The following is a 14761-nucleotide window of genomic DNA, read 5'->3' on the forward strand; positions in this document are numbered from 1 at the left end:
TCTCAGGTGGAATGACTCCTTGCTGTTATTGCACTGGAGGTCATCCGTGGGGCTGTCTACGGTCGCGGCGTAACCGTATTTCAGGGGGAGCTCTCACTCATGTTCATCGTGCTCGACATCCTCAGCGCAGCCTGCTCCGGAGCCGCCTTCCTCCTGTGGGGGGTGTACGCGGCGCTGGCGGGCCGGTTGCGCAGGCGGGGGCTGCTGGTGTGGCTCGTCGTCTGCGTGGTGCCGCTCGTGGCCAAGGCGGTCGTGGTGGGCCTGCTCTGGTCGCGGCACGGCTGGCCGTTCGTCAACGACCAGGTTTTGCTCGAACTGCCGCTGCCGCTGGTCCCCGCCGCGGTCGCCGGCTGGCTGCTGGCGCGCTCGCTGCCGCACGCGGTCTTCGCCGTACGGGTGGCGACGGTGGGGGCGGGGCTGGCGGCGTTCGGCGCGTTCACCGTCAAGCCCGAGACGCCCGCGGTGTTCGCGCAGGTGGCGCTGCTGCTGCTGATCTCGGCCGCCGTGCGGGCCTGGCCGATGCTGCCGCGCAAGGCGCTGCGGCGGGTGGTGGCGCCCGCCGGGGTGCTGGCGCTGGCCGGCGTCCTGGTGTTCAACGAGGCCGCGAGCAGCATGTGGCCCGAACGCATCAACATGAGCGACCACAGGGGAGCCGTCCACGACACCCACGGCGCCGCCGCCACGCCCGCGACACCCGTCGACCTGACCACGCTCACCGGGCCGCGTACGGGGACGCCCGACAGGACGTACACGCTCACGGCGTCCGAGCGTGAGATCCGGCTCGCCTCGGGGGCGAAGGTGAGCGCGTGGACGTTCAACGGGCAGACGCCCGGGCCCGAGCTCAAGGTCTCGCAGGGCGACCTGGTCGAGGTCACGCTGGTCAACAAGCTGCCCAAGCAAGGGGTGACACTGCACTGGCACGGCATCGACGTGCCCAACGCCGAGGACGGCGTCGCCGGTCTGACCCAGGACGCGGTGCTGCCCGGCGCCTCGCACGTCTACCGCTTCGTGGCCGAGCGGGCCGGGACGTACTGGTACCACACGCACCAGGCGTCCTCCACAGCCGTCGTACGCGGACTGTTCGGGGCGATCGTCGTGGAGCCGAAGGTCGCCAGGCAGGCCGTCGGGCTCGATCTCGTCGTCATGTCCCACGTGTGGAACACCGGGTCAGGCCTGCGTCCCGCCTTCGGCGTCGCCGACGCCGTCACCCGGCGCAAGGTCGAGGCGGGTACCCGCGTGCGGCTTCGCCTGGTGAACACCGGCAACAACACCGTCTCCGACGCCGAGGCCACCACCTTCGCCCTCACCGGCACGCCGTACCAGGTCACCGCCATCGACGGCACCGACGTCAACCGGCCCGGCGACCTGAACGGGGTACGGCTCGCCCTGGCGACAGGAGGGCGCTACGACCTGGAGTTCACCATGCCGGACGGCCCCGTGCACCTGCGCGACCTGGCCGACCCCAAGGCCGGGCTGCTGCTGAGCCCGGGCGACGCCGTCACACCCGCTCCCGAGCCCGGCGCGGCCGTCTTCGACGCCTCCACGTACGGCGCTCCGGCGAAGGCACCCTTCGGGGCCGGGAGCGAGTTCGACCGGGAGTTCACGATCGTGGCCAGTGACGGCGTCGGGTTCATGAACGGCGGGATCGACCTGATCCAGGCGTTCAACGGCAAGCTGTACCCGCACATGCCGATGCAGATGGTGCGCGAAGGCGACCTGGTGAAGATGAAGCTCATCAACAGAAGTCATGACAACCACCCCATGCACCTGCACGGCCACCACGCCCTCGTCCTCACCGCGAACGGCCGCCCCGTCACCGGCAGCCCCTGGTGGACCGACACGCTCGACATGCCGCCAGGCACCTGGTACGAGATCGGCTTCCTGGCCGACAATCCCGGGCTGTGGATGGACCACTGCCACAACCTGGACCACGCGGCGGCCGGGATGGTGATGCACCTCGGCTACGAGGGAGTGAGCACGCCGTACGTGAGCGGGACGAAGACCATCAACCAGCCTGAGTGAGGGGGCTGTGGGTGGTGGGCTGCGGGCTGGGGTGGGGGGCTGCGGCTGGTTGGGTGTGGTCAGCGGTTGCCCGGAGGGTGGCCGACCACGCTGGTCTGGCCCATCAGGGCTTCTACCTCGGCTCGGCTCATCGTGGTGGTGCCGGGGTCGTCGGTGTTCGTGCCGTCGGCCTCGGCGGTGTCGTGGCCGTGGCCGGCCGGGCCTCGGCGTACCGGGGTTTCGGTGAGGGTGGGGAGAGGCGGGGGCGGGGCGCCGAGGATGGGGATGTGCGGAGGTGGGGGGCCGAGGGCGGGGATGTTCGGGGGTGCGGGGATGTTCGGGGGTGGTGGTGAGAGGGCGGGTTGCCTGCGGGGGGAGGAGATTTCCGGTGTGGGGTTGGGAATGCGGTGGGGGAGCGGGGGGCTCGTCCTGGTGTTGCTCGGTGCTGCTTCTCCGGCTTTTGTGGCTTCTGCGGGTTCGGCGGCTTCTGTGGTTTCTGGCGGTTGCGAGAGGACCGACTTCAGGGTGGTGGCGACGGTGTCGGGCTCGTCGGCTCGGGCCTGGCCGGCCGGGGACCACAGGAGCAGCCAGCCGTTCTGCGAAGGTGTGGCGAAGATGATCGTCTGGCGTCCGGTGCGCGGGTGCCAGACCCAGAGGACGGGGTCGTTCCCGCCCAGCATGCGGCTGACCAACCCCTTGGCAGGGAGCACTGCGGCGAGTGCTTCGAGGTAGGCGCGCCGGTCCTTGGTGTACGTGCTCGTCACGTCGCATCCTCCCGAAAGCCCTCGGGTTTCTCTCAGGATCTCCCCAGCTCACGGCCATGGCAACAGGTGCAGCGGAATGCCCCGGAATGTCGTCGGGGAGCCCTCGGCGTGTTCGGACGCCATCGAACAGTCGTTCGGCTACTATGGCAATCCCACGCGACGACGAAGGCCGTCTTGCGAGTGTCTCCGGAAATTGTCGGTGACACCCCGTAGCTTTCACTCGACCGTCCAGACACAACCCTCCAGGGGGGCTCCCATGGCTATCAACGACCGCGAGAAGGCCCTTGAGACAGCCCTCGCACAGATCGAGCGGCAGTTCGGCAAGGGCTCCGTCATGCGCCTCGGCGACGAGGTGCGGGCCCCGATCGAAGTGATCCCCACGGGATCGATCGCCCTCGACGTGGCCTTGGGGATCGGCGGGTTCCCGCGCGGCCGCATCGTCGAGGTCTACGGCCCCGAGTCGAGCGGTAAGACGACCGTCGCGCTCCATGCCGTCGCCAACGCCCAGCGTGCGGGTGGCATCGCCGCCTTCATCGACGCCGAGCACGCCCTCGACCCCGAATACGCCAAGAAGCTCGGCGTCGACACCGACGCCCTGCTCGTCTCCCAGCCCGACACCGGTGAGCAGGCGCTGGAGATCGCCGACATGCTGATCCGCTCGGGCGCCGTCGACCTCATCGTCATCGACTCGGTCGCGGCCCTGGTGCCCAAGGCCGAGATCGAGGGCGAGATGGGCGACAGCCACGTCGGCCTCCAGGCCCGGCTCATGTCGCAGGCGCTGCGCAAGGTCGCGGGCGCGCTCAACAACACCGGCACGACCGCGATCTTCATCAACCAGCTGCGCGAGAAGATCGGCGTCATGTTCGGCTCGCCCGAGACCACGACCGGTGGCAAGGCGCTGAAGTTCTACGCCTCGGTCCGGCTCGACATTCGGCGCATCGAGACCCTCAAGGACGGCACCGAGGCCGTCGGTAACCGCACCAGGGTCAAGGTCGTCAAGAACAAGATGGCTCCGCCCTTCCGCGTGGCCGACTTCGACATCCTCTACGGCGTGGGCGTCTCGCGTGAGGGCGGCCTCATCGACATGGGCGTCGAGCACGGCTTCGTCCGCAAGTCCGGCGCCTGGTACACCTACGAGGGCGACCAGCTCGGCCAGGGCAAGGAAAACGCGCGTAACTTCCTGAAGAACCACCCCGACATGGCCAACGAGATCGAGAAGAAGATCAAGGACAAGCTCGGTGTGGGCCCGCGCCTCGACGCCCCCGCCGACGCCCCCGCGGCCCCGCCCACTCCTCCGGCTCCCACCGGCCGCGGCTCCAAGGCCGCCGCCACGCCGAAGCCCGGTGACGTCTAAGCGACCTCGTCATGAGCGACGTACCATCCAACGCGCCCCGGTCTCGCGACTGGGGCGCGTGGGTTGACGATTCTGAGGCTGGGCTTTCCGGGGCTGAGTTTTCCGGGGCTGGGCTTTCTGAGGGTGGGGTTTCTGGGGCTGGGCTTTTCGGGGGTGACTCCGAGGCGGGGGCTGCTGAGGGGGGCTTGGGGGCGGGGGCTGCTGGTTCTGTGGATTCTGGGGCTTCTGCTGGTTCTGGGGCTATTGCGGGGGCTGGCGGAGTCGGGGGCGAAGGGGCTGCGGGGCGTGGTCGTAAGCGTCCTCGTCGGTCGGCTGGCGGCTCGTCCCGTGGGGGTGGGGCTTCGGGCAGATCGGGTTCGGTTGGTTCGCCAGGTTCGTCCGGGGGTGCGGGGCGGGGCTCTCGGGCTGTGTCCGGGGCCGATGGGTGGTGGACCAAGGAGGTTTCTGCTCCGGCCGACGCCTCGCTGCCTGCCATCGAGCCTGGTGCCGAGTCCAGTTGGCGTCCTTCCGGGGTGCCTTCCGCTGCGACGGAGAATGCCTGGTGGGTTCCCAAGGGGGATGACTCTTCGGCGGTCGTCTCCTCGTTCATCGGCGGCGATCCGGGGGCGGCATCCACTCGGCGTCACGCCTTCTTCGAGAGCGGCCCGGCGTTCCGGCCCGGCTTGTCGCCGGGTGGGGAGTCGTCGGGGGTGGCGCCTGTCGTGGAGCCGTACCGGTTTGTGGATCGGTCGGGTCGATTGGATCGGTCGGATGGGTCGGATCGATCCGATTGGTCGGGTCGATCCGATTGGTCGGGTCGGTCGGATCGGTCGTTGGAGGGGGCGCCTTCGAGGGGGGTGCCTGCGGGGGGTTCGCTTTCGGAGGGTTTGCCTTCGGGCGGTTTGCCTTCGGCGGGGGTGGCTGAGGATGGGGTGCCTGGGACTGCTGGCCTAGGTCCTGCCACTGCGCCTACGCCTGCCCCTGCCCCTGCCCCTGCCCCTGCCCCTACCCCTGATCCTGTGCCTGCGCTTGCCCCTGTGCCTGCGTCTGCCTCTGCCTCTGCCTCTGCCTCTGCCTCTGAGCCTGTGCCTGCTCTTGCGTCTGTCCTCGGTCCTGAGATGGAGCCTGTTTCTGGGGTTTCGTCCGTGGTGCCAGCTGTTGTTTCATCCGGGGTTTCGCCTGTGGTTGAGGTGTTGCCTGAGGTGGTGGGGCCGGATCGGGCTTCGCGGCGTGGGGGGAGGCGATCGGCTGACCTGGCTGTTTCTAACGTTGCGGATTGGCCTGACGTCATACCGCCTCGTGAAAGGGGTGACGCGTCGCACGAGTACGTGGAGCCGAGCCTGCCTGCGCAGCCGTCGGTCGTCGTGCCGGACAAGACGCCTTCTCGTCCTCGTCGTAGTGCCAAGGCCGAGACGAGTGATGCCAATCCGCATGACTGGGGCGGCTGGCCTGAGGTCGACAAGCCCGCGAAGCCGAAACGCAAGAGCGCCGAACGTACACAGCCGATCGACGACGAGCCCGCACGTGAAGGCGACGACCAGGCTCCGGCAGCGGGCGAAGCGACGACAGGCTACGAGAGCGGCCGGCGGCGCGGTGGTACGAGCGGCGGCCGACGTGGACGCGGCGGCGGCAGGCGATACGAACGGCGTGGTGAACGCGACCGGTCCGAAGACGCCGACGGCGTGGGCCACGAGGCCGAGGAAGAAGCGAGCACCGGACGGCGTGGAGCCGGGCGGAAGCCTGCCGACCCCGAGGCGGCGGCACGGAATGTATGCCTTCGGCTGCTCACGATGGCTCCCAAGACGCGTGCGCAACTCGCCGAGGCGCTGCGCAAGCGCGAAATTCCGGACGATGCCGCGACGAAGGTACTCGACCGGTTCCAGGAGCTCGGCCTGATCAACGACGAGGCGTTCGCCGAAGCCTGGGTCGACTCTCGCCATCACGGTAGAGGCCTGGCCAAACGGGCACTCGCCAACGAACTACGCCACCGAGGAGTCGACGGCGAAACGGTCAAGGAAGCCGTGGAACGCCTCGATCCCGACCAGGAAGCCGAGACCGCCCGACGCCTGGTCGACAGGAAGCTCTCCTCGACACGAGGCCTCGACCCGAAGGCGCGTACCCGACGACTCGCCGGAATGCTGGCCAGAAAGGGCTACGGAGCGGGACTGGCGTTCCGGGTGATCCGCGAAGCCCTGGAGAGCGAGGGACAGGCGGTCGAGGACGACGATTTCGAGTAGCCGCTCACTCCGGAATGCCGTACGGAACCTCGTCGCGCAAGTGGGCGACGAGAGCACCCGCGGGCCCGGCCGGTAGGGAGCCGTGCAGCAGTTCGACGCGGAAGACGACACGAGGGCTGAGCAACGGCACCACCACGACGGACGGCCATGCAACGGCCGAAGCCGGAAGCAGGGTCAAACCATGCCCGGCAGCCACCAACTGCAACAAGGTATGCATATCCATGCCCGCGTACCGAAGCGCCCGGCGGAACCCGTCGCTCCCCGTGAGATGCCGAAGCCTGCCCAGCGGCGCCACGGCATCGGCGTCCAGCCACAGCGCGTCCGACAGATCGCCGAGCCGTAGTCCCCTGTCGCCGCGTTGCCCCGGCCGTACGGAAGGTGCGAGTGGGTGGGAGGCGGGCAACGCCACCATGACGGCCTCCTCCGACATCCCCGCGGCGGTGAGAGGCCCCAGCTCGGGCAGCGGCAGCGGATCGGTCGGCGCGGCCAACCCCGAGATCAGCGCCAGCTCGGCCCCGCCCGACGAAACCGCCCGCGCGGCATCGGCAGGCGAGGACAGCTCGACGCCCACCGTGAGACGAGGCAAGGCCCTCCGCGCCCGAGCCAGCCGATCCGCCAGTACCTCGCCCAACGCCAGCGGCGATACCGCCATCGTGACGTGCTGAGCAGGCATGGCCGCCGTACGCACGACATCCGCCCGAGCGGCCTCATGCCGAAGCAACAGAGGTACCGCATGCTCCAGCAACCTCGCCCCCGCCTCGGTCGGCACGACCGGCCGCCGCAGCAGGACCGGCACGCCGAGATCGCTCTCCAACGCGGCGATCTGCTGAGACACAGCCGACTGGGTGTACCCCAACTCCTCAGCCGCCCCCGAAAAGGAACCGAGCCGAACCACAACGACAAACGTCCGCAGCAGGTGGGGGTCCAGAATGACTGCCTCCTCGTGTTGGCGATCGCGCCGGGGACCGGCTCGGCCGACTTGGCTTGCGGGGTCTACGGTCCCTCGGTGGATGTCATGGAGCCGCGTGGTGGGTGCTGCATCAGTGTTGCTTATTGGTGGAGCAGGAACCATCGTTGGTGCTTACCGTGGGGCTGGGGTGAGGATGAGGGCATGAGAATTGCTCTGGTTGCTGATCGGTCGCCCAGTGTGCGGGCGCATGGGCGGGTACCTCTGCTGTTGGAGGCGTTGCGGGAGCGGGAAGGCCTGGTCGTCGATGCGTACTGGATTCCTACCGACGAGGTGGGCGACCTGACCGGCTTCGACGGCATCTGGATGCTTCCGGGAAGTCCGTACCGCAGCGAGGACGGAGCGGTGGCGGCGGCCAGGACGGCACGTGAGGACGGTATTCCCTTCCTGGGGACGTGTGGAGGATTCCAGCACGCGGTGCTGGAGTACGCGCGCAACGTCTGCCGCCTCGACGCCGCCCACGCCGAGAACGGCCCAACCGGCGGACGTGAAGTCCTGGTCATGCCCCTGGCCTGCTCCCTCGCCGGCCATGAAGGAGCGGTACGGCTGACGCCGGGTTCGTTGGTCGAGGCGATCGTCGGGGTGAACCGTACGGTGGAGCGGTATCACTGTGCGTTCGGGGTGAACTCCGCCTACCTGACGGTGCTGGAGGAGGCCGGTCTGCGCTTCTCCGCCCACGACGAGGAAGGAGAAGTACGCGCTGCCGAACTGCCTGGGCACCCGTTCTACCTGGCCACCCTGTTCCAGCCGGAAATGTCCGGCGACGGACGAAAGCCGCACGCCATCATCACCGCCTTCGCCAGGGCCGCCAAGACGAAGGCTGCCGAGAGGGCGGGGATTGTGGGAGCGGTCGCCTCGACAGGGTGAAGTCCGGACAGGCGGCGACCTGCGATCGACCGGTCCTTTCCCTTCCCTAGCGTTCCTGTCGAGAGCCTGCCGAGGGCCTGCTGAGGGCCGGTCGCGGGCCGGTAGCGGGCGCCTTCGCCTCTCGACTCCCGCCTCTCACCCTTCACCCTTCACCCTTCACCCTTCGCAATTGTGAAGCCCGAATGAAGCCGGAAGACCTGGACTGTGAGCAACGGAAGCCGGAAGGGCGCACCGCCGGAAGGCGCAGGACAGCCATGCGGTTAGGTGCAACCCGTGCGAGCTCGCATCGCCGCGTGCCGATACGAATGCGAGTGTGAGTGCGAGGGCCAAGGAGAGAGCGAGGGCCAGCGAGGGCGAGGGTGATGCGACCGTGAGGGCGAGGCCGATACGACCGGGAGGAACGGACGCGTACGCATCCAAGCCAGCCACGCGTAGCCCGCGCCCCCACAAACGACCGTCCCTCCCGGCGACTGACCGCTACCCAAAGCACCCCCCTGCCCAAAAATCCCCCGAACCGATCCCCAATGACGGGTGTGACGGTGGGGATGGTGGGGGAGGAGGGACAGGACGTGGTGTTTGGGATGTGTAGGGCGACGCGTGATAGGTCGGGCCACTGGGCGGGGTTTCGTCTGTCTATCTTGGCAAAAGTCGGATAAAGAGGGACGTTCAAGGCGAAGCTGGGTGGATGGGGTAATCCGTGAAGCAGAGCTGGTCGGACACGCTCGACCGCATGTCTTTGCTTGCTCGTTACCTCTTCGACGCATAACCTCGACGGCAGTGAGGAGTTACTCCGCGCAGTGCGGATTGCCATACCGGTGAACGACGGACGAGCAGGCTTGACAGGCAGAGGCAAGCGAGGTGTCGGCTCGATGGGTCGGGACCGGGTTCGTCCTGGCTTGATATGTGTCTCGGCGACAGCCGTAGCCGAGGCCATCCGTGCTGTGCATGTGACACCTCCCGTGGTTGGAGACCGCGTTTCAGGTTGGCGACGCGAGGAGGGTGAGCGCACATGGCTTCCGGAGTGTTCGTGATCGTATTGTCGGTGGCGGTGCTGGTGCTTGCCGCTGTGACGATCGCCGCGCTCGTCGTGCTGGTGCGCCGCACTGGAGGACACCTCCCACAGGCGAAGGGCCCTTCCCCCGAACAGCTGGCCGAGGTGCAGGCCGAGCTCGACGAGGCCAAGCAGACCGCCCGTGAGATCAGGTCGAGGGCCGAGAACGAGGCCGCCGACACGCTGCGCCGATCCGAGCAGGCCGCCGACGGCGTCGAGCGGCTGCGCAAGGAGGTCGAGGAGGAGCAGCGCATCCTCAAGGCCGAGGTCAAGGACCTGCGCGCCGACCTCGAACGCAGAGAAGGACGCCTGGCCGAACGCGAGCAGCGACTCGACGAGGAGGCCCGCAGGCAGCTCGAACGCGGGCGCAAGCTGGCCGAGACCGAGACCGAGCTCGCCGACAGGCGCGCCGAGCTGCTGCAGGTGGAGGGCGAACGCCGGGCGATCCTGCAGCGCGTGGCCGGTCTGACCGCCGAGCAGGCCAAGTCCGAGCTGGTCAAGGAGATCGAACGTGACGCCAAGCGCGAGGCCGCGCTGATCGTCAGGGAGATCGAGGGCGAGGCGCGCAAGGAAGGTGAGAAGCGAGCCTGCAAGATCGTGACGCTCGCCGTGCAGCGGGTGGCGACCGAGCAGACGGCCGAGTCGGTGGTCAGCGTGCTGCACCTGCCCGGCGACGAGATGAAGGGCCGCATCATCGGCCGCGAGGGCCGCAACATCAGGGCGTTCGAGTCGACGACCGGCGTCAACCTGATCATCGACGACACCCCAGAGGCCGTGCTGCTGTCGTGTTTCGATCCGGTACGTCGTGAGACCGCGAGGTTGACCCTGGAGAAGCTCGTCCTGGACGGCCGGATCCATCCCCAGCGCATCGAGGAGGCCTACGACCGCAGCAAGGCCGAGGTCCAGGACCTGTGTGCGCGGGCCGGTGACGACGCGCTCGTCGAGCTCGGCATCACCGACATGCACCCGGAGCTGACCCTGCTGCTCGGCCAGCTGCGCTACCGCACCTCCTACGGCCAGAACGTACTCAAGCACCTCATCGAGTCCGCCCACATCGCCGGCATCATGGCGGCCGAACTGCGGATGAACCAGACGCTGCTCAAGCGCTGCGCCCTCCTGCACGACATCGGCAAGGCGCTCACCCACGAGGTGGAGGGCAGCCACGCCCTCATCGGAGCCGAGATCGCCAGGCGCTACGGCGAGCACGAGGACGTCGTGCACGCGATCGAGGCCCACCACAACGAGGTCGAGGTACGCACTGTCGAGGCCGTGCTCACCCAGGCGGCCGACGCGATCAGCGGCTCCCGCCCCGGGGCACGCAGGGAGTCGCTGGAGGCCTACGTCAAGCGCCTTGAGCGCCTGGAGGAGATCGCCCAGTCCTACGAGGGCGTCGAGAAGGTCTTCGCCATGCAGGCCGGGCGCGAGATCAGGGTCATGGTCAAGCCCGACTCCATCGACGACATCCAGGCCCAGGTCATCGCCCGCGACGTCGCCAAGCAGGTCGAGGAGGAGCTGACCTACCCCGGCCAGATCCGCATCACCGTCGTCCGAGAGTCCAGAGCGACCGAGTTCGCCCGCTGAGAACGCCCACGGCAGACGCAAGCCACAGTGCTGCGTTCGCCGCCCGAGATGCAGCCGGCGAGCAGCCGTTCTCCTGAAAGCTCGAACAGCGCCTATCGAAATGTGCTGGGCGTCAGCCGTCGCACCGCGTTCGAGCTGTTCGCACGAGGTGTCGCTGGAAGGGCGACTCATCATTCAGGCGGGAGCCAGCCCCCCAAAGCCCCCAAAGCCCCCAAGTCTCCGAACCCGCCCCACCTACCCAGGCTCAGAGAAAATCTGCAGATAAAACGCCAGCTCAGCCGCCAGCGCCGCCGTACGCGTCTCCGCGCGACGAAATCCGTGGGTCTCTCCCTCAAAGGTCAGATACGTACACGAAACCCCCCGCGCCGCCAACGCGTCAGCGAACGCCGCGGACTGCTCAGGCGGTACCACCACATCGTCCAAGCCCTGCAGCAGCAGCATCGGGCAGCTGACCCCGTCGGCGAGGGCGAGAGGCTCGCGGGTGGCGTACAGGGCGGCGTCTTCGGGGCCGACCAGCCACTCCAGGTAGCGGGACTCGAAGTCGTGCGTGTGGGCGTTGAGGGGAGCCAGGGCGCTGACGCCGTAGTAGGACACGCCGCCGGCGAACACCTCGGAACGGCAGCAGGCGGCCATGACCGTGAAGCCTCCGGCGCTGCCGCCGCGTACGGCGATGCGGGCGGGGTCGGCCAGGCCGGAGGAGGCGAGCCATTCGGCGGCGGCCACCGTGTCCTCGACGTCGACCACGCCCCACTGCCCGCGCAGCCGTTCCCGGTAGGCGCGTCCGTAGCCGGTCGAGCCGCCGTAGTTCACATCGAGCACGCCGATGCCGCGCGAGGTGAAGTACGCCTTCTCCATGTCGAGCGCGCTGAGCGAGTGATGCGAGGGCCCGCCGTGCAGGAACACCACATACGGCGGAGCGGCGTCGCCGACGGACGCCGTCGGATTGGACGGCGGGTACAGGAACGCGTGCACGTGCCTGCCGAACCTCCCGGTGAACTCCACCGCCCTGGCCCGGGGCAGGTAGGCGATGTCGGGCAGCTCGTCGACGTCACGCCGCAGCCCCTCCACCCGCCCGGTGACCGTGTCGACGCGTACCACCGACCGGGGGACGTCCGACCCGTACGCCACCCCGGCCAGCATCGTCCCGTCGGCCGAAAGAGCCGCGTCCCAGCCGGAGTAGGGCACGTCGACCTTGCTCAGCACACCGGTGTCGGGATCAAGGATGCCCAGCTCGAGGTCGCCCTGCCCGTGCAGCACCGCGAGCCTGCCGTCACCGAGCACGAGGTACGGCAGGCCGCCGAGCTGCCACATCGGCCAGGCGAACTCCGCCTCGGCGGGACAGAGCGCCTGCGAGGAGGTGCCGTAGATGCCGATCTGGTAGAGGTTCCACCAGCCGGACCAGTCGGACACCAGGTACAGGCTGGAGTCGTCGCGCCAGCGCGGCGCCAGCACCGATTCGGTGGAGCTGCCCTTGACCGTCCAGGAGTTGCCGTCGGCTACCCGCGTGATGCGCAGCTCGGTGCCGATCCACGGCATACGGGGATGGTTCCAGCAGATGTAGGCCAGATGCCGCCCGTCGGGCGAGAGGGCGGGAGAGGCGTAGAAGTCGCTGCCGCTCACGTGCTCGACGACCGGCCCGCCTTCGACCGGGAGCGAGACGATCGTGCGCACGACCTTGCCGTTGTCGTGGTGCTGTTCGCGTACGCACCAGACGCGGCCGTCGCGTACGAGCAGTTCGGCGTAGCGCAGGGCGCACGGCGCGTCGGGCTCGGGGGTGATCGGGGTGGGCTCCTCGTAGGCGGGGTCGCCTTCGCGCAGCAGGTAGAGCCGCTGGTCGGCGAAGTTGGCGAACACGACGCCGACATCGGGCGCGACGACGTAGGAGCGCCCGCCGTACTCGTGCACGCGGGTGCGGGCGCTCCACGGCGTGCTCAGCAGTTCGGTGCGCACGCCGTCGGCCGCGCGGTGCACGATCGTCGTCCTGCCGCCTTCGCCCGGCCTGTCCTCGGCCCACCAGACCTGCTCGCCGAGCACGGTGGGCCAGCCGAGGCGCAGCCCGGACCGGGCGACGTCGGTGGTGGAGATGGGAGAGGGCCAGGCAGAGTACGGCACGGTGGCACGCTCGGGGGGCATAGCCGCATCCTGCCCGATAACCGCGTCCTGCGTGGCCCATAAGGCGCTCTGGGGTGAAACGCCCGGTTTCCTGTTGAAGTGCGGCTATGCAGTGAAGTCGGCAGCCAAGTACGGCTACGCCTTGATACCAGCCGCCAAGTACGGCCGTGCCGCAAAACCGGCCGCCAAGTGCGGCTATGCCGCAAAACCGGCCGTCATGTGTGGCCGTGCCGCAAAACCAGCCGTCAAATGTGGCTATGTCTTGATGCCGACCGCCGTGATGGGGCCGATCGCGGTCACGGTGGTCTTCCTGCTCCGCCTGCTGCGCCGTTCCAGGGCGCCGGCCAGCAGTCCGAGCAGCAGGTTGATCACCACATAGATGGCCGCGATCACGATGGCGCTCGGGATCAGGTTGCCGTAGTTGGCGCCGATCTGCTTGAGCCCGGCGTTGAGCAGCTCCTCGTAGGCGATGATCCAGCCGAGTGCGGTGTCCTTGAGCAGGACGACCATCTGGCTGACGATGGCCGGCATCATCGCGGTCGTCGCCTGGGGCACCAGGACGAGGCGCATGACGTTCGTCTTGCGCAGGCCGATCGCATAGGCCGCCTCGGACTGCCCGCGCGGCACCGCGAGGATGCCCGCCCTGAAGATCTCGGCCAGCACCGACCCGTTGTACAGCGTCAGGCCGAGCACCACCGCGGTGAAGGCGGGCACGTTCATCGTGTAGCCCGACAGGGTCGCGGGACCCGCCTGGATGAAGAAGATCAGGATGAGCAGCGGGATCGCCCTGAAGAACTCCACGATCCAGCCGGACACTCGCCGGACGACCGCGTGCTCCGACAGCCTGCCCAGGCCGAACACCACGCCGAAGACCAGCGCGAGCACGGCGGCGAGCCCGGCGGCCTGCAGGGTGCCGATCAGGCCGGGGATGATGAACCCGGTCCAGGTGTCGGCCCGCAGGAACGGCTCCCACAACTTGGCGTCGAGCTGCCCCTTGTCGGCCAGGGTGGACAGCACCAGCCACACCACACCGAGCAGGGCGGCCACCGAGACCAGGGTGAGGACGTTGTTGCGCAACCGGGCGCGGGGGCCCGGCGTGTCGAACAGGACCGAGGTGCTCATCGGACCACCGCCAGTCGCTTGGCCAGCCAGCCGAAGAAGTAGCCGGTGGGAAGGGTCAGGATCATGTACCCGGCGGCGAATCCGGCGAAGATCGGGATCGTCGCCCCGAAGTCGTCGAACATCTGCTTCATCTCGGCCCCGGCCTCGAGGTAGCTGGCCACGATGACGATGGTGGTGTTCTTGGTCAGCGCGATCATGATGCTGCCGAGCGGCGCGATCACCGTACGGAAGGCCTGGGGCAGCACGATCAGCCGCAGCGACTGCAGGAACGTCAGCCCGATCGCCCGCGCGGCCTCCGCCTGGCCGAGCGGCACCGTGTTCACACCCGAGCGCAGCGCCTCGCAGACGAAGGCCGCGGTGTAGGCGGAAAGCCCGGTGACGGCCCACCAGTAGTAGTTGGTCGACGGCTCGTCGGAGAAGGTGAGCTGCATGACGTCGCTGAGCCCGAGCGCGCACAGGATGAGCACCAGGGTCAGCGGGATGTTGCGCACCGTGTTGACGTAGACGGTGCCGGCCAGGCGCAGCACCGGCGTCGGCGCCACCCGCATGCCGACCAGGATCGTACCGAGGACGAGCGAGAGGATCGCGCTCATCACCGTCAGCCGGATCGTCGACCAGAACCCCAGCAGGATCTTGTCGGCGTTCTCGATCAGGGGACCGAAGTCCCACAGAGCGTTCATCGAACTCCCCGTGATATGGGCGCGCCGGTGAGCGGGCGGCTCACCG

At 68.6% G+C, this 14761-nt stretch carries 10 protein-coding genes; 5 read left to right on the plus strand and 5 right to left on the minus strand.

Annotation, left to right across the window (positions count from 1 at the left end; all coding sequences use genetic code 11):
* Nucleotides 1–99 precede the first annotated feature (99 nt).
* Nucleotides 100–2022 carry a multicopper oxidase family protein gene (locus ACTWNK_RS12175; protein WP_474304013.1) on the plus strand — a complete coding sequence of 641 codons (1923 nt, stop codon included), beginning with the start codon at nt 100–102 and terminating at the stop codon, nt 2020–2022.
* A 59-nt stretch (nt 2023–2081) separates the two neighbouring features.
* Here ACTWNK_RS12175 and ACTWNK_RS12180 read toward each other — a convergent pair whose 3' ends face one another.
* Complete coding sequence (locus ACTWNK_RS12180; protein WP_474304014.1) at nt 2082–2765, minus strand: hypothetical protein; 684 nt, start codon at nt 2763–2765, stop codon at nt 2082–2084.
* Between the two features lie 256 nt (nt 2766–3021).
* Here ACTWNK_RS12180 and recA point away from each other — a divergent pair, with 256 nt between their 5' ends.
* Together recA and recX are read left to right on the plus strand one after the other, a co-directional pair.
* A complete protein-coding gene (gene recA, locus ACTWNK_RS12185; protein WP_474304015.1) occupies nt 3022–4119 on the plus strand; it encodes a recombinase RecA in 1098 nt (365 codons plus the stop codon).
* A 1097-nt stretch (nt 4120–5216) separates the two neighbouring features.
* Nucleotides 5217–6335 carry a recombination regulator RecX gene (recX, locus tag ACTWNK_RS12190; RefSeq protein ID WP_474304016.1) on the plus strand — a complete coding sequence of 373 codons (1119 nt, stop codon included), beginning with the start codon at nt 5217–5219 and terminating at the stop codon, nt 6333–6335.
* Between the two features lie 4 nt (nt 6336–6339).
* Here recX and ACTWNK_RS12195 read toward each other — a convergent pair whose 3' ends face one another.
* Complete coding sequence (locus ACTWNK_RS12195) at nt 6340–7266, minus strand: LysR family transcriptional regulator (RefSeq protein ID WP_474310896.1); 927 nt, start codon at nt 7264–7266, stop codon at nt 6340–6342.
* A gap of 180 nt (nt 7267–7446) precedes the next feature.
* Here ACTWNK_RS12195 and ACTWNK_RS12200 point away from each other — a divergent pair, with 180 nt between their 5' ends.
* Both ACTWNK_RS12200 and rny read left to right on the plus strand, forming a co-directional pair.
* Nucleotides 7447–8169, plus strand: coding sequence for a CTP synthase C-terminal region-related (seleno)protein (locus ACTWNK_RS12200; protein ID WP_474304017.1), 723 nt, complete (start codon nt 7447–7449; stop codon nt 8167–8169).
* Between the two features lie 1009 nt (nt 8170–9178).
* Nucleotides 9179–10801 carry a ribonuclease Y gene (rny, locus tag ACTWNK_RS12205; RefSeq protein ID WP_474304018.1) on the plus strand — a complete coding sequence of 541 codons (1623 nt, stop codon included), beginning with the start codon at nt 9179–9181 and terminating at the stop codon, nt 10799–10801.
* A 234-nt stretch (nt 10802–11035) separates the two neighbouring features.
* Here the strand turns inward: rny and ACTWNK_RS12210 are convergent, their stop codons facing one another.
* The 3 genes from ACTWNK_RS12210 to ACTWNK_RS12220 form a co-directional block, all read right to left on the minus strand.
* Nucleotides 11036–12934, minus strand: a complete 1899-nt coding sequence (locus ACTWNK_RS12210) for a S9 family peptidase (protein ID WP_474304019.1) — start codon at nt 12932–12934, stop codon at nt 11036–11038.
* Between the two features lie 234 nt (nt 12935–13168).
* Nucleotides 13169–14035, minus strand: a complete 867-nt coding sequence (locus ACTWNK_RS12215) for an amino acid ABC transporter permease (protein ID WP_474304020.1) — start codon at nt 14033–14035, stop codon at nt 13169–13171.
* Entirely contained in the window at nt 14032–14715 is a 684-nt protein-coding gene (locus tag ACTWNK_RS12220) for an amino acid ABC transporter permease (RefSeq protein ID WP_474304021.1), read from the minus strand. The genes ACTWNK_RS12215 and ACTWNK_RS12220 overlap by 4 nt, the downstream gene beginning before the upstream one ends.
* Nucleotides 14716–14761 lie beyond the last annotated feature (46 nt).

The sequence above is a fragment of the Nonomuraea sp. IBHARD001 genome (assembly GCF_056106265.1).